The sequence below is a fragment of the Kitasatospora sp. NPDC057904 genome (genome assembly GCF_042887925.1).
Classification (GTDB): domain Bacteria; phylum Actinomycetota; class Actinomycetes; order Streptomycetales; family Streptomycetaceae; genus Kitasatospora.
Genome location: NZ_JBHVOL010000008.1, coordinates 321,225 through 340,798 on the forward strand (window position 1 = coordinate 321,225; position 19,574 = coordinate 340,798).

The 19,574-nt window shown below is 74.9% G+C and carries 19 protein-coding genes; 11 read left to right on the plus strand and 8 right to left on the minus strand.

What is annotated here, in order from left to right; genetic code table 11:
- The first annotated feature begins 9 nt into the window (after positions 1–9).
- The 4 genes from ACFVSN_RS22395 to ACFVSN_RS22410 all read left to right on the plus strand — a co-directional run bounded on the left by ACFVSN_RS22395 (position 10) and on the right by ACFVSN_RS22410 (position 7,274).
- Entirely contained in the window at positions 10–615 is a 606-nt protein-coding gene (locus ACFVSN_RS22395; protein ID WP_387593184.1) for a hypothetical protein, read from the plus strand.
- Positions 616–817: 202 nt separating this feature from the next.
- Positions 818–1,786, plus strand: a complete 969-nt coding sequence (locus tag ACFVSN_RS22400) for a hypothetical protein (protein WP_387956448.1) — start codon at positions 818–820, stop codon at positions 1,784–1,786.
- A gap of 1 nt (position 1,787) precedes the next feature.
- Positions 1,788–3,818, plus strand: coding sequence for a hypothetical protein (locus ACFVSN_RS22405; RefSeq protein ID WP_387593178.1), 2,031 nt, complete (start codon positions 1,788–1,790; stop codon positions 3,816–3,818).
- 312 nt (positions 3,819–4,130) lie between these two features.
- Positions 4,131–7,274 (plus strand): error-prone DNA polymerase, encoded by a 3,144-nt coding sequence (locus ACFVSN_RS22410; RefSeq protein ID WP_387593175.1) that lies wholly within the window; start codon positions 4,131–4,133, stop codon positions 7,272–7,274.
- A gap of 22 nt (positions 7,275–7,296) precedes the next feature.
- Here ACFVSN_RS22410 and ACFVSN_RS22415 read toward each other — a convergent pair whose 3' ends face one another.
- Entirely contained in the window at positions 7,297–7,854 is a 558-nt protein-coding gene (locus ACFVSN_RS22415) for a Uma2 family endonuclease (protein WP_387593172.1), read from the minus strand.
- A gap of 65 nt (positions 7,855–7,919) precedes the next feature.
- Entirely contained in the window at positions 7,920–8,804 is an 885-nt protein-coding gene (locus tag ACFVSN_RS22420; protein WP_387593169.1) for a TIGR03084 family metal-binding protein, read from the minus strand.
- Between the two features lie 197 nt (positions 8,805–9,001).
- Here ACFVSN_RS22420 and ACFVSN_RS22425 point away from each other — a divergent pair, with 197 nt between their 5' ends.
- A complete protein-coding gene (locus ACFVSN_RS22425; protein WP_387593166.1) occupies positions 9,002–9,790 on the plus strand; it encodes a LuxR C-terminal-related transcriptional regulator in 789 nt (262 codons plus the stop codon).
- 94 nt (positions 9,791–9,884) lie between these two features.
- Here the strand turns inward: ACFVSN_RS22425 and ACFVSN_RS22430 are convergent, their stop codons facing one another.
- Genes ACFVSN_RS22430 through ACFVSN_RS22440 form a run of 3 tightly spaced genes read right to left on the minus strand, consistent with a single transcriptional unit; the run spans position 9,885 to position 12,742 of the window.
- Positions 9,885–11,420 (minus strand): AMP-binding protein, encoded by a 1,536-nt coding sequence (locus tag ACFVSN_RS22430; protein WP_380437438.1) that lies wholly within the window; start codon positions 11,418–11,420, stop codon positions 9,885–9,887.
- A 51-nt stretch (positions 11,421–11,471) separates the two neighbouring features.
- A complete protein-coding gene (locus ACFVSN_RS22435; RefSeq protein WP_387593255.1) occupies positions 11,472–11,939 on the minus strand; it encodes a MerR family transcriptional regulator in 468 nt (155 codons plus the stop codon).
- A 35-nt stretch (positions 11,940–11,974) separates the two neighbouring features.
- Entirely contained in the window at positions 11,975–12,742 is a 768-nt protein-coding gene (locus tag ACFVSN_RS22440; RefSeq protein WP_380496903.1) for an SDR family NAD(P)-dependent oxidoreductase, read from the minus strand.
- Positions 12,743–12,869: 127 nt separating this feature from the next.
- Here ACFVSN_RS22440 and ACFVSN_RS22445 point away from each other — a divergent pair, with 127 nt between their 5' ends.
- Genes ACFVSN_RS22445 through ACFVSN_RS22455 form a run of 3 tightly spaced genes read left to right on the plus strand, consistent with a single transcriptional unit; the run spans position 12,870 to position 14,286 of the window.
- Positions 12,870–13,331, plus strand: coding sequence for a group II truncated hemoglobin (locus ACFVSN_RS22445; RefSeq protein WP_380437435.1), 462 nt, complete (start codon positions 12,870–12,872; stop codon positions 13,329–13,331).
- A complete protein-coding gene (locus tag ACFVSN_RS22450; RefSeq protein ID WP_387956449.1) occupies positions 13,328–13,894 on the plus strand; it encodes a GNAT family N-acetyltransferase in 567 nt (188 codons plus the stop codon). Before ACFVSN_RS22445 ends, ACFVSN_RS22450 begins: the two co-directional genes overlap by 4 nt.
- Positions 13,895–13,899: 5 nt before the next feature.
- The gene (locus ACFVSN_RS22455) at positions 13,900–14,286 is read left to right on the plus strand and encodes a VOC family protein (RefSeq protein ID WP_380496905.1); all 387 of its coding nucleotides are present in this window, start codon (positions 13,900–13,902) and stop codon (positions 14,284–14,286) included.
- Between the two features lie 84 nt (positions 14,287–14,370).
- On the opposite strand, the gene ACFVSN_RS22460 is transcribed toward ACFVSN_RS22455, so the two are convergent.
- Entirely contained in the window at positions 14,371–14,766 is a 396-nt protein-coding gene (locus ACFVSN_RS22460; RefSeq protein WP_380437429.1) for a peptidoglycan-binding protein, read from the minus strand.
- A 407-nt stretch (positions 14,767–15,173) separates the two neighbouring features.
- Here ACFVSN_RS22460 and ACFVSN_RS22465 point away from each other — a divergent pair, with 407 nt between their 5' ends.
- Positions 15,174–15,821, plus strand: coding sequence for an NAD(P)-dependent oxidoreductase (locus ACFVSN_RS22465; protein WP_380505368.1), 648 nt, complete (start codon positions 15,174–15,176; stop codon positions 15,819–15,821).
- Between the two features lie 11 nt (positions 15,822–15,832).
- Here ACFVSN_RS22465 and ACFVSN_RS22470 read toward each other — a convergent pair whose 3' ends face one another.
- A complete protein-coding gene (locus tag ACFVSN_RS22470) occupies positions 15,833–16,615 on the minus strand; it encodes a dioxygenase (protein ID WP_387593156.1) in 783 nt (260 codons plus the stop codon).
- A gap of 123 nt (positions 16,616–16,738) precedes the next feature.
- Between ACFVSN_RS22470 and ACFVSN_RS22475 the strand changes: the two genes are divergently transcribed.
- Positions 16,739–17,215, plus strand: a complete 477-nt coding sequence (locus ACFVSN_RS22475; protein ID WP_380496909.1) for a MarR family winged helix-turn-helix transcriptional regulator — start codon at positions 16,739–16,741, stop codon at positions 17,213–17,215.
- On the opposite strand, the gene ACFVSN_RS22480 is transcribed toward ACFVSN_RS22475, so the two are convergent.
- Positions 17,181–18,815: a PucR family transcriptional regulator gene (locus ACFVSN_RS22480; RefSeq protein ID WP_387593153.1), complete on the minus strand. Its 1,635-nt coding sequence runs from the start codon at positions 18,813–18,815 to the stop codon at positions 17,181–17,183. The two genes, ACFVSN_RS22475 and ACFVSN_RS22480, sit on opposite strands and share 35 nt — an antisense overlap.
- Positions 18,816–19,099: 284 nt before the next feature.
- Between ACFVSN_RS22480 and ACFVSN_RS22485 the strand changes: the two genes are divergently transcribed.
- Positions 19,100–19,552 carry a molybdopterin-dependent oxidoreductase gene (locus ACFVSN_RS22485; protein ID WP_380437419.1) on the plus strand — a complete coding sequence of 151 codons (453 nt, stop codon included), beginning with the start codon at positions 19,100–19,102 and terminating at the stop codon, positions 19,550–19,552.
- Positions 19,553–19,574 lie beyond the last annotated feature (22 nt).

Consider the following 19,574-nt stretch of genomic DNA (forward strand, 5'->3'; position numbering starts at 1 on the left):
CCTCGCCGCATGGGTGTTGACATCACGGTCCTGGTCGTCGACTGGGACCACCTCATGGGCATCGCGCCGGACGACCGGGCGGACGCACTCCAGGACGCGGCGTACCCGGACGACGACGACCGCGTCGTCCACGCCGGCTGGGTGTGGTTCGAGCCGGGCCCGTCGTGGCTGGGACGGTTCGAGTTCGACGGCATCAGCGGCTCGTACAAGTCGCACTTCTGCGCCGCGGACGGCTGGGACCACGCCCGGCGCGGCGTGGGACGCGAGCCGCGGGCGCTGCTGGACGACTTCCTCGGGGCGCTGATCTGGTGGGGTCCCGAGATCGAGACCGACACCGAACAGGTGGAGGCCGGCGTCTTCCCGCCCGACGACCCGGTTCTGCGGTCCGGGCCGCTGATCGCGTGGGGCCCGGCTGAAACGGCGCGGCTCAGCCGCCGCTGGCGGGAGATCGTCCCGGTCCTGCCGAGGGTGCGGGAGCCGTACGACCGCCTCGCGGCCTCCCCCGGCGGCAGGATCGAGGGCTTCGACGACTTCGCGGGGCTGCTGTCCGGGTGGGGGGAAGTGGTCGGCGAGGCCGAGCGGCGCGGGTGGGGGATCGTCGGGCTCCCGATCTGAGGCTTGCAGGGCGCGGAGGCCGTGCGCACGGCTCTCACCTCGCCTTTCGGCGCTGCTTGTCATGTCCCCAGCAATACGGAGCGTGACGGGTGGGGTGGCCCATTCGGACTTGAATCTTTGCGAACGAATGTTCGATCCTGGGGGTGTGCTCGTTATCGAACCCGTTTTCGAATCCACCGGAGGGCGGCCCACGCTCCGACCGGTGGTGCCGACGGCTGCGCCGACGGAGGCCACGGCCGCCGAACGGGGACTGCTGCCGGTGGTGCCCGCCCTGCGGGAGCTGCTGCCGGAAGGCGGGCTGCGCCGGGGCACCGCCGTGTCCGTCGCGGGCGGGGACGCCGGGCTGCTCCTGGCGCTCGCCGCCGGGGCGAAGGACACCGGAGGCGGCTGGGCGGCGGCCGTCGGCCTGCCCGACCTGGGGCTCGCCGCCGCCGAGGGGTACGGGCTGGACCTGCGGCGACTGCTGGTCGCGGACGACCCCGGGCCGCACTGGGCCGAGGTGGTGTCGGTGCTGGCCGGCGCCGTCGAACTGGTGATGCTCCGCCCGGACGGCCCCGTCCCGCCCCGCCTGGCCGCCCGGCTGGCGGCGGTCCTGCGGCGCAGCGGCTGCGTGCTGCTGGTGGCCGGACCGTGGCCGGGGGCCGCCCTGCGGCTGGGCGTGCGCTCCGGGCGCTGGTTCGGACTGGGGGACGGGTACGGGCAGCTCGCCGGGCGGCAGGTGGAGGTGGTGGCCGAGGGCCGCGGCTCGGCCGCCCCCGGCCGCACCGCCCGCCTCTGGCTCCCGGACGAGCACGGCGCGGCCCGCCCGGTCGGCGAGCCCGCGGGGGGCGCAGGGGAGACGGACGCGTTCGAAAACGGCGCGGCCGACGCCTCCGATGGGGTGCACCCGCTGGGGGAGGTGGCCGGAGCGGTCGTCGGGACGGAGCCGTTCGGACGTGTGCGCCGCCTGCCTGGCGCGTCCGGCGCCGCCGGGGCGGTGCATCCGCTCGGGGAGGCGCACCCGCGCGGGCGCCGCCGTCCCGCCGAGCCCGCCGAGCCCGTTGCTGCCCTTCAGGCCGCGCGGGTTGCCAAGGTTGCCAAGGTTGCCCAGGTCGTGCAGGTCGCGCAGTCGGCCGAGATCGGCGAGATCGGCGAGGTCGGCGAGGCCGCCGAGCGCGTGGCGGTGGTGTGAGATGGCGGGCGGAGGCACGCCGCGCGTGCTGGTGGTGTGGTGCCCGGACTGGCCGGTGGTGGCCGTCACGGGCGACGACCCGGTGGCGGTGACCGAGGGCGGGCGGATCCTCGCGTGCTCGGCGGGAGCCCGGGCGGCCGGGGTGCGGCAGGGGCAGCGGCTCAAGCTGGCGCAGCGGCTCTGCCCGGCGCTGGAGCTGCGTGACCGGGATCCGGAGGCGGAGACACGGCGGTTCGAGCCGGTGGTCGCGGCGGTGGCGGGGTTCACGCCCCGGGTGGAGGTGATCCGTCCGGGCCTGTGCGCCATCCCGGTGAAGGGGCCGGGCCGCTACTTCGGCGGCGAGGAGGCGCTGGCGTCGAAGGTCCGGACGGCGGTCGCGGCGGCGCTGGCCGAGGAGCCGGTCCCGGACGCCGTCCCCGGTGGGGACGCGGTGCCCGTGCGTCGGGACGCAGAACCCGTGCGCCGGGACGCGGAACCCGCGACGGCCACCGCCCCCCACGCCCAGGTCGGCGTGGCGGACGGCCTGTTCGCCGCCGTGCTGGCGGCCAGGGCCGGGGTGCTGGTGCCGGCCGGCCGGACGGCGGAGTTCCTCGCGCCGTACCCGGTGAGCGCGCTCGGCGACGAGGACCTGGCGGAGCTGCTGGGGCGGCTCGGGCTGCCCACCGTCGGGGCGTTCGCCGCGCTGCCGCCGGAGGCCGTCGCGGACCGGTTCGGCCCCACCGGGACGGCCGCGCACCGGCTGGCCCGGGGCCTCCACCCGCGCCCGCTGGTGCCGCGCGGAGAGGGGCCCGACCTGGCCGTCGAGCAGCGCTTCGACCCGCCGGAGACACTGGCCGAACCACTGGTGTTCGTCGCCCGCACGCTGGCCGAGCAACTGCACCGGCGACTGGCCGCGGCGGGACTGACCTGCCAGCGGGTGGCCGTCGAGGTGGAGTGTGCGGACGGCCGGACGGCGTCGCGACTGTGGCGGCACGAGGGCCGGCTTTCGGCGACGGCACTGGCCGAGCGGGTCCGCTGGCAGCTCCAGGCCTGGCAGAGCGCTGGCGCCTTCACCCCCGCACCCGGCCACGCCGCCGACCGGACCTGGCCCGATGGCACCTCCGGCACCGACCACCCCCGACGGGACAGCGGCGCGGCCGGACCCGACGGCCACGCCGCCGTTCGGGCCCGACCTGATGGCACCTCCGGCCCCGGAACCAGGCCCGGCGGTCCCGCTGACGCTCCGGCCGCCGGCGGCGCTCGCTTCGGCGGCAGCTCCGGACCTCGGCCGGGCGGCCCCGACGCCGGCCTCGCCCGCCCCGACGCCGGCCTCGCCCGCCCCGACACCGGCCGCACACGCCCCGACACCGGCCCAGTCCGGTCCGTCGGCCCCACCCGCGGGTCCGTCGGCCCCGCCCGCAGGTCGGCCGACCCCATCCGCCCCGACGGCACCGCCGACGCGGCCACCCGGCCCCCCGCCCCCGCCCCCGACACCGGCTTCGTCCTCCTCCGCCTGGCCCCCGACGGCCTGTCGCCCGACGAGGGGCGGCAGTTGGCGCTGTGGGGCCAGGCGGTCGCGGACGACCGGGTGGAGCGGGCGGTGGCGCGGGTGCAGGCGGTGCTCGGGCATGCCGGGCTGCGGCGGATCGAGCCGGGGGGCGGGCGTGGTCCGGCGGAGCAGGCGGTCAGGGTGCCGTGGGGCGAGCCGTACGAGGCGGCGGCGCCGGCCGGTGCGCCGTGGCCCGGGCGGTTGCTGGACGTGTGGCCGGCCGTGGTGCTGCGGGAGCCGGTGCCGGTGCGGGTGCTGGACGAGGACGGGCGGCCGGTGGCGGTGGACGGCCGGGCGGGGGTGTCGGGCCGGCCGGCCGTGGTCGTGGTGCGGGGGCGGGAGGAGCGGGTGGACGGCTGGACCGGGCCGTGGCCGGCGGTCGAGTACTGGTGGGACCAGTCGCTGGCCCGCCGTCGGGCGCGGTTCCAGGTGGTGGTGGGCGGCCGGGCGCTGCTGCTGACCGTGGAGGGGGGTGGGTGGTACCTGGAGGCCGGCTACGACTAGCGGCCACCGAACCGACCCGAGGGGGGAGCGAGAGCACGAGAACGAAGGCGATCCCCGATGGGCTTCACCAGCCACCCCACCGTCCCCTGGAGTGAGCTGCGCCGCCGCATGACCGGCGAAGCGTCGGACAAGGTCGTCCCGCTGCACCGCCCCACCCGGGACGGGGAGGCCCGAGACGGGGAGGCCCGAGGCAGAGAGGCCCGGAACGGAGAAGAGGCCCGGAACGGGGAGGAGGCCCGGAACGGAGAGGGACGCGACGGAGACGTTCCCCGTCCCGCCCCCCGCCCGAGCGAGCCCTGGGCCGAGTTGCACGTGCACTCCGCCTTCAGCTTCCTCGACGGCGCGAGCGACCCGGAGGATCTGGTCGCCGAGGCGCTGCGGCTGGGCGTGGAGACGCTGGCGCTCACCGACCACGACGGTCTGTACGGTGCCGTCCGGCTCGCCGAGGCCGCCCGGGGGACGGGGCTGGCCACCGCCTTCGGCGCAGAACTGACGATCCGTCACGAGGGGGGCCGTGCCGAGCACCTGCTCATCCTCGCCCGCGACCCCGAGGGCTACCGCCGCCTCTCCGCCGCGATCGCCGCCGCACAGATGGCCGGTGGCGCGAAGGGCCGGCCGGCGTACGACGTGGAGGCGCTGGCCGGGGCGCACGACGGCCACTGGGCGGTGCTCACCGGCTGCCGCCTCGGCCGGGTGCCCGCCGCCCTGTCCGCCACTCCGCCGGCGAATCCGCCCACCACCCCGTTCAGGCCTTCGCTCGCGCCACCGCCCGCCACCCCGTCCGCGCCTCCGCCCGCCCCCGGCAGCCCGGCACGCCAACTCCACACCCTCACCGAGCTGTTCGGCCGCGAGAACGTCCACGTCGAGCTGATCGACCAGCGCCTGCCCGGCGACGACCGGCGCAACGACGCCCTCGCCGCGCTCGCGGCCCGGCTGCGCCTGCCCGTCGTCGCGTCCACGAACGCGCACCACGCCGGCCCGGCCCAGGGCCGCCTCGCGCAGAGCCTGGCCGCGCTGCACGAGCGCCGCACGCTGCAGGACGCGGCCGGCTGGACGCAGGCGTCCGGCACCGCGCACCTGCGCTCGGGGCGGGAGATGGCGGCCCGCCTGGCGCGTTTCCCCGGGGTGCAGCGGGCGACCGCCGAGCTCGGCCGGAGCTGCGCCTTCGACTTCGCGAAGCTGGATCCGGAGCTGCCCGGCTACCCCGTCCCCGAGGGCGGGAGCGAGATCGGCCACTTGCGCGCCCTGGTCGCGGCCGGCGGCCCGGCCCGATTCGGAGCGGGCAACGCCGCCGCCCGGCGCCAGCTCGCCAAGGAGCTGGACGTCATCGAGGACCTCGACCTGGCCGGCTACTTCCTGATCGTGCACGACATCGTGGACTTCTGCCGCCGCGAGGACATCTGGTGCCAGGGCCGGGGGTCGGCGGCCAACTCGGCGGTCTGCTTCGCCCTCGGGATCACCGCCGTCGACCCGATCCACTACAAGCTGCTGTTCGAGCGCTTCCTGTCCACCGCCCGGGACGGGCCTCCCGACATCGACCTGGACATCGAGAACCGCCGCCGCGAGGAGGTCATCCAGTACGTCTACCGCCGTTACGGGCGCGAGCACGCCGCCCAGGTGGCCAATGTGATCACCTACCGGCCCCGCCTGGCGATCCGCGACGCGGCCCGGGTGCTCGGCTACCCGCAGGGGCAGGTGGACGCGTTCAGCCGGCAGACCGACTTCCGCTCGGCGCCCGGCGCGGACGCCGTCATCCCGGCCGACGTGCTGTCGCTGGCTGAGCAACTCCACGGATTGCCCCGCCACTTGGGCATCCACTCGGGCGGCATGGTGCTCACGAAGGAGCCGATCGGCCAGATCTGCCCGACCGAGTGGGCCCGGATGCCCGGGCGTTCGGTCCTGCAGTGGGACAAGGAGTCGACGGCCGGGGCCGGACTGGTGAAGATCGACCTGCTCGGGCTCGGCATGCTCGCCGCGCTGCACGACGCGTGCGACCTCATCGCCGAACACCACGGCCTGCGCTACGACTTGGCGTCCATCCCGGACGACGACAAGGGCGTGTACGCGATGCTGCGGCGGGCCGACACCGTCGGGGTGTTCCAGGTCGAGTCGCGGGCGCAGATGGCGACGCTGCCCCGGCTCAAGCCGGACCACTTCTACGACCTGGTGGTCGAGGTGGCGCTGATCCGCCCCGGCCCGATCCAGGGCGGTTCCGTCCACCCGTACCTGCGCCGGCGGGCCGGGGCCGAACCGGCGGGCTGCCCGCACCCGTTGATGGAGAACGCGCTCGGCAAGACGCTCGGGGTGCCGCTGTTCCAGGAGCAGATGATGCAACTCGCCATCGACTGCGCCGGGTTCACGCCCGCGGAGGCGGACCTGCTGCGGCAGGCGATGGGGGCCAAGCGGTCGCACGAGCGGGTCGCCCGGCTGCGCGAGCGGCTGCTGACCGGCATGGCGGAGCGCGGCATCCCGCCCGAGGTGGCCGAGGACGTCTACGGCAAGATCGAGGCGTTCTCCAACTACGGCTTCCCGGAGAGCCACGCGATCAGCTTTGCCTACCTGGTGTACGCGAGCGCCTGGCTCAAGTACCACTTCCCGGCGGCCTTCGCCTGCGCCCTGCTGGCCAACCAGCCGATGGGCTTCTACTCGCCGCTCAGCCTGGTCTCGGACGCGCGGCGGCACGGGGTGCGGGTGCGCGGGGTGGACGTCAACGCGAGCGGGGCGCGGCCCGGCCTGGAGCCGTACCGGGGGCCGACGCCGGCGCCGCCGCTGACGGCGGGCCGTCCCCAGCCGGCGATCCGGCTCGGGCTGGAGACCGTCCGCGGCATCGGTTCCCCGCAGGCCGAGGCGATCGTGGCCGGGCAGCCGTACGCCGGCCTGGAGGACTTCGCCCGCCGGACGGGTCTGACCGCGCCCGTGCTGGAGGCGCTGGCGACGGCCGGTGCGTTCGACTGCTTCGGGCTGACGCGACGTCAGGCTCTGTGGTCGGCGGGCGCGTTCGCCGGAATCTCGGCCGATCTGCTGCCCGGCACCACCCCCGGCACGGAGGCGCCGGAGCTGCCCGGCCTGAGCCCGGTCGAGGAGACCATCGCGGACCTGTGGGCCACCGGCACCTCCGCCACCAGCCACCCGCTCCAGCACCTGCGCGCCCACCTGGAGCGCGGCGGCGCGCTCTCCGCGGCCCAACTCCCGGACGTCCCACCGGGGACGGCGGTGGTGGTCGGCGGCCTGGTCACCCACCGGCAGCGGCCGCCGACGGCCGGCGGGGTGCTGTTCCTCAGCCTGGAGGACGAGACCGGTCTGATCAACGTGATCTGCAACCGCCCGGTCTGGGAGTCCCAGCGCCGCACCGCCCTCGACCGGGCCGGCCTCCTCGTCCACGGCCACATCGAACGCGACCGCGGCGCCACCAACCTGATCGCCACCCGGCTCACACCACTGCGGATCGGCCTCTGAGGCCTCAGAGCCCTCGGGTCACTCAGTCGGGGTAGCGCACGAGCCCGCTCAGGTCCAGATCGAAGCCGAAGGGATCGGGGATGCGCATGCTGTCGCCGAACTTCCGGTCGTGCCGTGCGTGGTAGCGGTCGTGGTTCGGTTCGGAGAACAGCGTGACCGTGCCCTCCCGCGGATCGATGATCAGGTAGAGCGGAATGCCCATCACCGCGTAGTCGCGGAGCTTGTCCACCCAGTCGTTCCCCGCATTGGACGGCGAGACCACCTCGACCGCGATGAGGGCTTCCTCAGCGGGAGTGGTGTTGCCCTCCCGAGCGAAGGAGGCGATCGGAAGATAGGTCAGATCGGGGGAGCGCTCCTTCGTCACGTCGGGGGTGGTCAGCGCGCTGTTGCCGCTGAAACCGTAGTCGTCCGGGACGTGGCGCTCGAACTGCCGCTGGACGAGCATGATGCTCAGCTGGTGAATGTTGGGCGGAGCCGCCTGCATGATCAGCGTGTCGCCGGACCATTCGACGCGGACGCCGTCGGGGGCCGTGCGCAGCACCTCCTCGACGAATTCGCGGTGCCGCTCGTAGAAGCTCATGGTGCCTCCTCCGGTAGGTGCGTTCGGCGGCCTCGCAGTCTATGCGCGAAACCACCCCGGGCCGTTCAGGCGCCGGAGGCCGGCCCGCGTCCCTTGCCCGGGGGGCCGGCGAAGACCTGGGCGATGGGGAGCCAGGCGGTGGCGGTCGGGCCGGTGGCGGTGAGGGCGAGGTCGTCGTGGTGGCGGCGCTGGGTGACCAGGAGGCAGAAGTCCAGTGCCGGGCCGCGCACCACGTCGGTGGCGTCGGCCGGGCCGAAGGTCCACGACGTGCCGTCGGGGGCGGTCAGTTCGAGGCGGACCGGGCTCTGCGGGGCGGGGCGGCCGTGCAGGGTGAAGGCGAAGCCGAGCGTGCGCAGGCCCAGGTGGGCGATGTGCCGCAGGCGGGCCGAGGGCTCGCGGGTCACCCCGAGGGCGTCGGCGACGTCCTGGCCGTGCGCCCAGGTCTCCATCAGGCGGGCGGTGGCCATCGAGGCGGGCTTCATCGGCGGGCCGAACCAGGGCAGCTTGACGTCGGCCGGGGTGGCGGCGAGCGCGGTGTGCACCGCGTCGCGTCCGGTGCGCCAGCGGGCGAGCAGGGCGGTGGGCTCTTCGGCGGCGCCCGCGACCGCGCCCTCGTCGACCGGGTCGCGGCCGGCCGCGAGGAGGTCGCCGAAAGCGGCGCCGGCGGCCGCGGTGAAGGCCTCGCCGTCGTGGGCGGCGCGGACCGTCCAGTCGTCGGTCCAGGCGAGGTGGGCGATCTGGTGCGCGACCGTCCAGCCCTCGGCGGGTGTGGGGCGGGCCCAGTCGGCCGCGGGGAGGTCGGCCACGAGCGCGTCCAGGACGGCGCTCTCGGCGCCGAGGTCGGCGAGCAGGCCGCGCAGGACGTCCTGCGGGCCGTCCTGTGGGCCGTCCTGCGCGGCGTCCTGTGGGCCGTCCTGCGCGGCGTCCTGCGGGGCGTTCGGATCCGTCATCGGTTCCCCTTCCTCCGGTCCCGGCGCATTACCCGCCGGTAATCCACGGCCACGGCCGCACCCTACGCCGGGCGCGGCCGCCACGCCCGCCACTCCGCCGAATCAACGCTGCCGGACCCGCACACCGGAACCCTCGCCAGCGCCCGTGCCGCGTGTGACAATCTCGCGATGCACGCGATGCGAAGGGCAGTCTCGCGATGACAGGGGCCGCGGAGATCCTCACCGCCGCGCCCCCGGACGACCCCGGGCTCGGGGCGCGCGCCGCCGAGTTGGTCAGGGACGCCGTGCTCGGCGACCTCGCCCGCCGGGTGGTGGCGGAGTGCGGTGCCGACGTCGGCCTGGTGGGCGTGCCGGAGCCGTTGCCGGTGGCGCTGCCGGGGCACCGGGCGGGCGAGGACGGACTGGTGCTGCGGCACTGGGCCGGCACCAGGGCGGACCTGCTGCACGACCGTCCCGTCCCGGCCGGCACCGGACTGGGCGGGCGGGCGCTCGCCGAGCGGGCTCCCAGCTGGGTGCCCGACTACCGGGCCGCCACCACCATTTCGCACCACCACGACGCGGCCGTCAGCGCCGAGGGCCTGTACGCCATGCTCACGGTGCCCCTGCTGCACGGCGGCACCGTGCACGGCGTGGTGTACGCCTCGCTGCGCGCCGTCGTGCCGTTCGGGGACGTCAGGATCGCGGCCGTCGGCGAGCTGGCGGCGACCGCCACCCGGGCACTCGCCGGCGCCGCCGCCTGGAGCCGCGCGGAGCCCGGCCCCGCCGGGAAGGACCGGGCCGCCGCCCCCGCACGACCCCTGACCCCGCGCGAGCACGAGGTGCTGCGCTGGGCGGCGACCGGCCGGACGAACCCGGAGATCGCCGCCCGGCTGGGGCTGACCTGCAACACCGTGACGGGCTACCTGAAGTCCGCCATGCACAAGCTCGGCGTCCGCAACCGGACCGAACTCGCCGTGGCGGCCAGGGAGTCGGGACTGCTCGGCTGACCCGGACCGCCCGCGGCCCCGCCGACTCGGTCGACCTGCCCGCCCGGTCGACCAGCCTGCTCGGTCGGCCTGCCTGCTCAGTCGGCCTGCCCGCTCAGTTGACCTGCCGCTCCTGCCCGCTCCAGTACGGCTCGCGCAGCCGGAACTTCTGCAGCTTCCCGGTGGCGGTGCGCGGCAGTTCGTCCCGGAACTCCACGGAGGTGGGCGACTTGTAGCCGGCCAGCCGCTGCTTGCAGTGCGCGATCAGCTCGGCCGCGGTGACGCCGCCGTGCCCTTCCCGGAGCACCACCAGCGCCTTGACGGTCTCGCCCCACTTCTCGTCCGGCACGCCGATCACCGCGGCCTCGGCCACCGCCGGGTGGGCGTAGAGGCAGTCCTCCACCTCGATCGAGGAGACGTTCTCCCCGCCGCTGATGATGACGTCCTTCTTGCGGTCGGAGATGGTGAGGTAGCCGTCGGTGAGGAAGCCGCCGTCGCCGGTGTGGAACCACTCGTCCCGCAGGGCCTCGGCGGTCGCCTCGGGCTGCTGCCAGTAGCCGTCCAGGACGGTGTTGGAGCGGACGAGCACCTCGCCGGACGGGTCGACCCGCAGCTGGGTGCCGAGGGAGGGGGCGCCGGCCTGCACGAGCTTCTCCGCCCGTTCGGCGGCGGGCAGGGCGTCCCACTCGGCGCGGGTGCGGTTGACGGTGACCACCGGGGAGGTCTCGGTCAGGCCGTAGAGCTGCATGAACTCCCAGCCCAGTTCGGCCTCGACGCGCTGGACGACGGAGGTGGGCGGCGGGGCGCCGGCCACGATCATCCGCACCCGGTCGCGTCCTGGCACCGGGCCGTCCCAGTCGGCCGCCGCGTCCAGCACCATCTGGACGACCGCGGGCGCGCCGCACAGGAAGGTCACGCCGTGCCGGTCGATGCGGCGCAGGATCTCGGCGCCGTCGACCTTGCGGAGCACGATGTGCTGCGCGCCCAGGCCGGTGAGGGCGAACGGCAGCCCCCAGCCGTTGGCGTGGAACATCGGCAGGGTGTGGAGGTAGACGTCGCGGTCGCTCGCGCCGTAGTGCAGGCCCATGGTCGTCGCGTTGAGCCAGATGTTGCGGTGGGTGAGCTGAACGCCCTTGGGGCGGGCGGTGGTTCCGCTGGTGTAGTTGATGGTGGCGGTGTCGTTCTCGGAGATCGCGTACCGGCGGGGGGAGTTGTCGAAGTCGTAGAGGACGGCGTCGCTGTCGGCCCCGATCACGAACTTGTGCTTGGCCACCACCCCGTGCAGCGCATCGGCGAGTTCGGGGTCGACGAGCAGGACGGAGGCGCCGCTCTGCTCGACGATGTACGCCACCTCCTCGGCCTTGAGCCGGAAGTTCACCGGCACCAGTACCCGGCCGTACCCGCTCACCCCGAAGAAGGAGGTGAGCAGCCGGGCGGAGTTGTGGGACACGATCGCGACCCGCTCGCCCGGCCCGACGCCGAGCCGGTCCAGCCCGGCGGCCTGGGCCCGGGCCAGCTCGGCGATCCGGCGGTAGTCGAGCTCGCCCCAGGGGGCGGCCGGCTGCACGGGTTCGTCGACGATCCCGACCCGGTCGCCGTAGACGAGCTCGGCCCGGTCGAGGAAGTCCATCACGGAGAGTGGAATCTGCATGCGCCCACTGTCCTCTCCGGACCGCTCCCTGCACACCCCCGATCGGGGGTGTCACCCGTCCGAACGCGGCCCCGCGGCCGTGGTGCTGGCAGCAGCGTTGCCCGTGGCCGCGTACCCCGTGACCGCCTTCCCCGTCACCGCGTTCCCCGTGACCGCCTTGCCCGCCACCGCGTTCCCCGCCGCCTCCAGCGCGGCGAGCAGCCGGTCCCTGGCCTCGGTCTGGGCGGCGATCCGCCGTTCCAGGACGGCCAGCCGGTCGCGGGCGATCCCGAGGACCCGCGCGGACGGCGGCTGTGCCATGACGTCGCCGTCCAGGCAGCCCAGGAGGGGCCGGAGGTCGTCCAGGGTGAGCCCCGCGCCGAGCAGTGCACGGATGTTGCGCACCCGGACGGCGTCGGCCTCCCCGTACTCGCGGTAGCCGTTCGGCGCGCGCCCGGCGGTGAGCAGCCCGGCCTGTTCGTAGTGCCGCAGCGCGCGGGCCGTCGCGCCGGTCAGCTCGGCCAGTTCCCCGATCCGCACCACGCACCGCCCCCGATGGCTCCGCCCGTCGCGCGTCATCCCACGAGCGCGCCCCCGTCGACCGACAACACTACTCCGGTGACGAACGACGCCTGCGGCTCGGCCAGTTGAACGATCGCCCAGGCCACCTCCGCCGGTCGGCCGATCCGGCCCAGCGGGGTGTGCGCGATCTGCCACGCGCGGACGGCGGCGCGCTGCTCGGGGCCGAACGCCGCGTGCTCGCCGATCGGCGTGTCGATCGCCCCGGGCGCCACCGCCACGACCCGGATGCCGCGCGGCGCCAGTTCGACCGCCCAGCTTCGGGTCACCGTCTCCAGCGCGGCCTTGCTCGCCGCGTACACCGCGTTGGACGGCCACCCGCGCTGCCCGACGGCGGTGCTGACGTTGACCACGACGCCCCGGCTCGCCGCCAGCGCCGGCACCGCGGCCCGCCCGAGCAGGACGGGGGCGACGAGGTTGGTGGCGAGCAGCGCCTCGACGCCCGCCCTGTCGTGGTCGCCGACGGCCTGCCCGGCGCGCACGATCCCGGCGTTGTTGACCAGGACGTCCAGCCGACCGTACCGCTCCACCGTCTCCGCGACGATCGCCTCCGGCGCGTCCGGGCCGGTGATGTCGGCGGCCAGCGGCCGGATCAGCCCGGGGTGGGTCGCGGCGGTCCCGGCGAGCGGCTCCGGCCGCCGTCCGACCGCGACCACCCGCGCGCCCCGGGCGGCGAACGCCCGCGCCGTCTCCCGTCCGATCCCCGTTCCGGCCCCGGTGACGAGGACGACGCGCCGCTCCACTGCTTCCTCTTCGGTGTTCATGCGCCCACCCTCCGACCCTGACGCCAACGACAACGTCAAGCGCGGAATGCGGAGAACCGCCGAGGAGTTGTGCCGGACCTGCTAGGAAAGTCCCGACGCACGGTCACCACCACAACGGGGAGCACCAATGAGCGACGACCAGCGGCCCGACAGCCTCTACGAGGCCGTCGGCGGCATCGAAGCGCTGCGCAGACTCAGCAACACCTTCTACGAGGGGGTCCTCGCCGACCCCCTCCTCGCACCCGTCTTCGAGCACTTCACCACCACGCACATCGAGCACGTCGCCGTGTGGCTGGCGGAGGTCTTCGGCGGCCCGGTCCGCTACACCGAGGAGCTCGGCGGCCACCAGTCGCTGCTCCGCGCCCACCTCGGCCTCGCCATCACCGAGGAGCAGCGCCTGCGCTGGATGGAGCTGATGGCCGCCGCCGTCGGCAAGGAGCTCCCGGACGACGAACTGCTGCGCCGGCGGGTGCTGGAGTACTTCGACTGGGGCACGAGGATCGCCGAGGACGTCTCGGCCTCTCCGGCCGGCACCGACCTCGGCGACCCGGGCCCGACGCCCCGCTGGGGCTGGGAGGGACTGCGGTGACCCTCGCCCCCACCGCCCTCCCGGCGGCGGGCGGCCTGCTGCTGCGCCCCTTCGAGGACGGGGACGCCCCCGCGCTGGTCGAGGCCTACCGGGACGAGACGCTGCGCCGCTTCACCCGCGTCCCGGTGGACGACGCCGACCAGGCCGCGCGCTGGCTGGAGCTGCAGCACCGCGGCTGGTCGGAGGGCACCCGCTACAGTTTCGCGGTCCTGGACGCGGACGGGGCCGACCTGGTCGCCAACGTGGTGCTCAAGCGCGGCACCCCGGGCGGCGAGGGGGCGGAGGTCGGCTACTGGACGGCCGCCGCCGCCCGCGGCCGGGGCGTCGCACCGCGCGCGGTGGAGGCGCTGACGGCCTGGGCGTTCGCCGCGTTCGCCGACGAGGGCCTGGCCAGGATCGACCTGCTGCACCAGGTGGACAACGCCGCCTCGTGCCGCGTGGCGGAGAAGAGCGGGTACGCGTTCCGGGAGGTGCTGACGGCTCTGCCCCCGGAGTTCCCGCTCGACGGCCACCGGCACTCCAGGAATCGGCTGGACGGATTCGAACGGCCGGGGCCAGAGTAGGGGGCATGGCTTCTCTGGTACGACACGTGACGATCGATTGTGCTGACCCGTACGCTCTGGCGGGCTTCTGGGCCGAGGTGCTGGACGGCACCCTCGGCAAGGACGACAACCCCGGGGACCCGGAGGTGCTGGTGGAGTCCGCGGGGGCTGCGCTGCTGTTCATCCGGGTGCCGGACGGCAAGTCGGTGAAGAACCGGATCCACTTCGACCTCCAGCCGCAGGACCGCTCCCGGGAGGAGGAGGTCGAGCGACTGCTGGCCCTGGGCGCGCGGATGGTCGACGACCGCCGCACGGCGGACGGGCGCGGCTGGGCCGTCCTGTCCGACCCCGAGGGCAACGAGTTCTGCGTCGAGCGCAGCCAGGCCCAGCGCGTCGCCACCGGCGAGGCCTGATACCGGTCGAGGCTGGTTCCGCACCGTGCGCACGGTGCGGAACCAGCCTCGGTCAGCCGCTCATCGCCGGGGAAGTGGCGACGGTCAGCCGGGGATCTGGCTGTTGCAGTTGCTCATCCACGAGCCCAGGACCTGCTGGGTGTTGTAGTCGCCCGAGCCGTGCGCCGCACGGTAGGAGTTGTAGATGTCGGCCTTGATGTCGCCGCCGGTCAGCGGGCCGACCTGGCCGTCCTGCTGCAGGTTGCTCTTCGAGCCCTGGTACGCGTACACGGCGTTGTAGGTGTTCTGGCCGAACTGGCCGTCGACCGACAGGCCGGCGTTGTCGAGGTAGTTCATGGCCTGCTGGACGCACACCACCGGCTGACCGGTGGAGCCCCACTGGATCAGGGACGCGGCGTTGGCCGTGCCGACCGCGAGGCCGAGCGCGGCGCCGGCGCCGATGGTGAGGGTAGCCGCACGAAGTGCCCACTTCTTCTGCATGTCGAGTCTCCTCAGTCGCACAAGTCGCATGGGTAACAGGAGCGTTGTCGCATCGCTCCGGTCCCTTCGATCGTGCGCCGTCACGTCCGTGCGGACCAGGCCTTGCGGCGGGGTTGGCCGAAAGCCCGCAAGGCGGCGGGGAGTTCCCGTGCGGCGTCGCGTCCGGCTCGGTGGAAGGGCACCGACCGGCCGACCGGTCGGTTAATTTCGACAGTGGTCGACGTATTGGCCTGGAGCCATCCGAAGTCTTTACCGACCGCCCGGCCGGGTTCGGGTCCGTGGCGGAATTCCGGCCTCCGCCCGGGCTGTCGCGACGCTCCCCGGCGACCGGTTGGCCGATAATCGCCGGTGCTTGACGGAATGTCAGGACACCGCACACCGCCACCGAACGGACAGGCAGGTACCCCATGGCCACAATCGCCGTGATCGGCGCGAACGGCACCATCGGCAGCGCCGTCGTCGCGGAGGCGCGGGCGCGCGGGCACGAGGTCGCGGCGGTGGTGCGCGATCCGGGTCGGTACCGGGGCGACGCGGCGGCCGTCGAGCGCGGCGACGTACTGGACCCGGCGGACGTGGCCCGGGTCGCGGCCGGGCGGGACGTCCTGGTGAGCGCCGTGGGCGGCGGCGACGGGCCGGGGCACGCCGCGCTGATCGAGCCCGCCGCCCGGTCGCTGGTCGAGGGCCTGCGCGCGCTCGGCGGCGCCGCGCCGCGGCTGATCGCGGTCGGCGGGGCGGGCAGCCTGGAGACCGCGCCGGGCGTGCGGGTCTGGGACGCCCCGGGCCTGCCGGGGCCGGTCCTGCAGATCATGCACGCGCACGGCGAGGCCCTGGACTACTACCGGACGGTCTCCGACGTCCGCTGGACGGTGCTCAGCCCGGCCGCCGAGATCGGCCCGGGGGAGCGGACCGGCCGCTACCGGACGGGCCTGGAGCAGCTGCTCGCCGACGCGGCCGGCCGCAGCCGGATCTCGGTGCCGGACTACGCGGTCGCCCTGGTCGACGAGATCGAACAGCCCGAGCACATCGGCGAGCGCTTCACCTGCTGCGCGCTGTGAGACCCCGGCGGCTACCCGAGCTGGATCGAGCGCTTCGCGAGCCCCATCCAGAAGCCGTCGATCACGCTGCGCTGGCTGTCGAGGTCGGCCTCGCCGGCGCCGAGCGTGACGAACAGCGGCGCGAAGTGCTCGGTGCGCGGGTGCGCCAGCTTCCCGGCCGGGGCCTTGTGCTCGAAGTCGAGCAGCGCGTCGAGGTCGTGCGCGGCGAGCGCGCGCCGGCCCCAGTCGTCGAACTCGGCCATGACCGAGCTGATCCGTCCGTCGCTGCTGAGCGCCCGCAGGTTGTGGGTGAAGAAGCCGCTGCCGACGATCAGCACGCCCTCGTCGCGCAGCGGGGCGAGCCGGCGGCCGATCTCCATCAGCCGCTGCGGGTCGAGCGTGGGCAGGGAGACCTGGAGAACGGGGACGTCCGCCTCGGGGTACATCTCGACGAGCGGGACGTAGGCGCCGTGGTCGAGGCCGCGGTCCGGGATGTCCTGGACGGGCGTGCCGGGGGCGCGCAGCAGCTTGCGCACGCGCTCGGCGAGCTTCGGTGCGCCGGGCGCGGCGTACTGGACCCGGTAGTAGTGCTCGGGGAACCCCCAGAAGTCGTAGACCAGCGGCACGGTGTCGACGGCGCCGAGCGCGAGCGGGGCCTCCTCCCAGTGCGCGGAGACCATCAGGATCGCCTCGGGGCGGGGGAGGTCGACCGACCAGGCGGCGAGCTGGTCGGGCCAGACCGGGTCGTCGGCGAGCGGCGGCGCGCCGTGCGAGAGGTACAGGGCGGGCATGCGCTCGGGGGCCGCGGTGCTCATGGCGACTTCCTCTTCCTCGATCCGGCTCGATCCGGCTCGATCCGGGATAGTTCAAATTTGAACCTCTATCGACCGACGGTACACCTTCGTTCGAATTTGAACAACGGGAGTAGGCTGAGCCCCATGTCCGCACCCCGTGAGCCCCGCTGGCTCGACGAGCACGAGATGGCCGCCTGGCGGGGTTTCGTCGTCGCGAGCAACCTGCTCAACCGCCGCCTGGAGCGCCAGCTCAAGGAGGACTCCGGTCTCTCGCACACCCAGTACGAGATCCTGGTGCACCTCTCCGCCGCCCCGGCCGGCTCGCTGCGGATGACCGAGCTGGCCGAGAAGCTGGTCACCTCCAAGAGTGGCCTCACCTACCAGGTCACCCAGCTGGAGCGGATGGGCCTGGTCGGCCGCCGCTCCTGCCCGAGCGACGTGCGCGGCGTGATGGCCGAACTCACCGACCGGGGGCGCGAGGCGGTCCGCCAGGCCGCACCCGGACACGTCGCCCTGGTCCGCGAGCTGCTGATCGACGTGCTCACCCACGAGCAGCTCGCCGTCCTCGCGGAGGGGCTGGGCGAGGTCAGCGCCCGGCTGCGGCTCGATGACGTCCCGTAACCACCGGACCGGAGCCCCGGGCCGCGCGGGTGCCGGCACCCGCGCCCACGGCAGTCCCCGCCCCTGACCCCGTCCCCGATCCCTGTGCCGGGACCGTGGCCGGCTCCGGGGCGCACAGCAGCGCCGCCCGCAGGTCGAGCCGGTCGTGGAGGCGGGCCAGGTTGCGCCCGGTCAGCTCCTCGATCCGGCGGATCCGGTAGTGGACGGTGTTCACGTGGATGTGGAGCTGTTCCGCCGTCCGCGCCCACGAGCCGTCGTGGTCCAGGAACACCGCGAGCGTGCCCAGCAGGGAGACGCCGTTCTCCCGGTCGTGGGCGGCCAACGGTGCCAGCAGCCGGGTGTGGAAGGCCGCCGTCACCTCCGCCGGGATGCCGCGCAGCAGCCCGGCCAGCGAATCGAGCTCGACCGCGCTGGCGACCGGTCCGGCCGAGCCCTCCAGCACGTAGCGGGCCTGCACCAGGGCCGCCCGCAGGGCCGCGGGGTCGGGCGGCGCGGCCGGGCCGACCCCGACCCGCAGGGCGCGCCGCCCGGTGAGCCGGGCCTGGAGGCCCGGCCGGGCCCGGCGCAGCCGCTCGGCGACCCGCTCGGCCGGCGCGGCCACCAGCGCGGCGGCCCGGCCGGCCCGGTCCGTCCCGGCCGCGAACGGCACGCCGAGCGGGTGCAGCGCCTCGGCCAGCGCGTGTGCGGCCCAGGCGGCCGGTGCGCTGCCGTCGCCGTCCGGTTCGGCCCGTGCGTCGTCGATGCGGGCGGTGACCGTCACCAGCGCCCGGGCGTCGCCCAGCTCGCAGGCCGCGAGCGGCTCGGCGAGGCCGCCGTCCCCGGCGAGGGCGTCCAGCAGCCGTCCGGCGGCCCTGTGCCGGGCGTCGGCGGCGGCGCGGTCGCGCACGGCGAGCGGGGCGAGCAGGTCGGCCAGCGCGCGCAGCATCGGTTCGGCCGCCGCGGCCCGGGTGTGCGGGCGCAGCCGCCAGCCGTCGAACGGCGAGCCGTCCTGCGGGCCGACCGGCAGTCCGGCGTCGCCGCGCACGACGGACGGCACCGGGGTGGCGGTGGCGGCGACGGGCCGGCCGCCCGCGGTGGCGATCGAGCAGTCCGGCACGCCGAGCCGGCCGACCGCGTGCGCCAGCACCTCGCCGGGTTCGGCGCCCGCGTGGATGAGGTCGAGCAGGTCGTGCCGGACGGTCTCCGGGATGGCCGCGGTGTCCTGCGAACCGGCCCGCAGGTCGCCCCAGAGCCGCAGGTAGACGCGGTCGGTGACGGCGCGGAAGCTGGTCCCCGCGGGCACCGCGAGCAGCGGGATGCCGTGCGTGCGGCAGGCCTCGGCGAGGCTGTCGGGGATGCTGCCGTGGGTGCCCTCGCCGGCCAGCAGGGCGGCCACGCCGGCGCTTCGCAGCGCGGTCGCGAAGCGCAGCGCGCCGGTGGCATCGGCGGGCCGCCACCAGACCAGGCCGGTGAGCACGAGCTCGCCGGGCTGGAGGTAGCGGGCCGGGTCCTGGAGGTCGGTGGAGCTGATGCCGGTGACCGGGCGGTCGAGGAGGTCCGGCGTGCCCCAGGCCAGCCGGATGTCGAGGTCGTCGAGGTGCAGCAGGTCACCGACGATCATTTTTCGCCGCCTCTCGCATTTGCAAGGTTCACATTCGCATGGGCATCGTAAATGCAAGTGGCGGAGGGGGGGTTCTTCTCGTGGGATCATCCAGTGCGGGCGGTGGCGGCAGGGTGTGGAACCGGCCGTCCGGACGATTGCAGTTGCTGGCCCTGAGGCGCATCATCCATCGCAGATGCGGCTGAAAGGTTCCTTTCATCGCCGCATGTGCGAATGCCGTGGATCCCGTTCGGGTACTCCTCCTCCCGGGCTGCGGCGGCGCGGCCCGGGAGGAGGGCGAGCACATGACCCCGGCGAGACCCACCGTCCGGCTGCACGGGCACCTGGACCGGCCCGCCGAGCTGACCGTCGACGAGCTGCGCACCCTCCCCGCGCACCGCGTCGAGGTGAGCTTCGACTGCCGGACGGAGGGCGAGCAGCGCCACGGCTACGAGGGCCCGGCCCTGTGGGACGTGCTGCGCGCGGCCCGGCCCCGGATCGACTTCAGCGGCCGCAAGCAGCGGCTGCGCTTCCTGCTGTCGGTCGGCGGCGCGGACGGGCACCGGGCGGTCGTCTCGTGGGCCGAGATCGACCCGGACTTCGGCGGCCAGGAGATCCTGCTGGCCACCAGCATGGACGGCGCCCCACTGGACGCCGCGGGCCCGCAGCTGGTCGTCCCGGACGACCACTGCGGAGCCCGCTACGTCAGCGGGGTCACCGACGTCTGGCTGGGCCCGCTGGGCGAGTCCGCGTCCTGAGGAAGCGCCGGACGGTTGCCCC

What these genes read in the sequence shown, in the direction of transcription:
- ACFVSN_RS22415 (WP_387593172.1), bottom strand. Translation starts at nt 7,854, where the DNA reads ATGAGCTTCTACGAGCGGCACCGCGAATTCGTCGAGGAGGTGCTGCGC.
- ACFVSN_RS22485 (WP_380437419.1), top strand. Translation starts at nt 19,100, where the DNA reads ATGACCCCGGCGAGACCCACCGTCCGGCTGCACGGGCACCTGGACCGG.
- ACFVSN_RS22470 (WP_387593156.1), bottom strand. Translation starts at nt 16,615, where the DNA reads ATGAGCACCGCGGCCCCCGAGCGCATGCCCGCCCTGTACCTCTCGCAC.
- ACFVSN_RS22445 (WP_380437435.1), top strand. Translation starts at nt 12,870, where the DNA reads ATGAGCGACGACCAGCGGCCCGACAGCCTCTACGAGGCCGTCGGCGGC.
- ACFVSN_RS22460 (WP_380437429.1), bottom strand. Translation starts at nt 14,766, where the DNA reads ATGCAGAAGAAGTGGGCACTTCGTGCGGCTACCCTCACCATCGGCGCC.
- ACFVSN_RS22440 (WP_380496903.1), bottom strand. Translation starts at nt 12,742, where the DNA reads ATGAACACCGAAGAGGAAGCAGTGGAGCGGCGCGTCGTCCTCGTCACC.
- ACFVSN_RS22475 (WP_380496909.1), top strand. Translation starts at nt 16,739, where the DNA reads ATGTCCGCACCCCGTGAGCCCCGCTGGCTCGACGAGCACGAGATGGCC.
- ACFVSN_RS22480 (WP_387593153.1), bottom strand. Translation starts at nt 18,815, where the DNA reads ATGATCGTCGGTGACCTGCTGCACCTCGACGACCTCGACATCCGGCTG.
- ACFVSN_RS22405 (WP_387593178.1), top strand. Translation starts at nt 1,788, where the DNA reads ATGGCGGGCGGAGGCACGCCGCGCGTGCTGGTGGTGTGGTGCCCGGAC.
- ACFVSN_RS22425 (WP_387593166.1), top strand. Translation starts at nt 9,002, where the DNA reads ATGACAGGGGCCGCGGAGATCCTCACCGCCGCGCCCCCGGACGACCCC.
- ACFVSN_RS22395 (WP_387593184.1), top strand. Translation starts at nt 10, where the DNA reads ATGGGTGTTGACATCACGGTCCTGGTCGTCGACTGGGACCACCTCATG.
- ACFVSN_RS22430 (WP_380437438.1), bottom strand. Translation starts at nt 11,420, where the DNA reads ATGCAGATTCCACTCTCCGTGATGGACTTCCTCGACCGGGCCGAGCTC.
- ACFVSN_RS22420 (WP_387593169.1), bottom strand. Translation starts at nt 8,804, where the DNA reads ATGACGGATCCGAACGCCCCGCAGGACGCCGCGCAGGACGGCCCACAG.
- ACFVSN_RS22455 (WP_380496905.1), top strand. Translation starts at nt 13,900, where the DNA reads ATGGCTTCTCTGGTACGACACGTGACGATCGATTGTGCTGACCCGTAC.
- ACFVSN_RS22465 (WP_380505368.1), top strand. Translation starts at nt 15,174, where the DNA reads ATGGCCACAATCGCCGTGATCGGCGCGAACGGCACCATCGGCAGCGCC.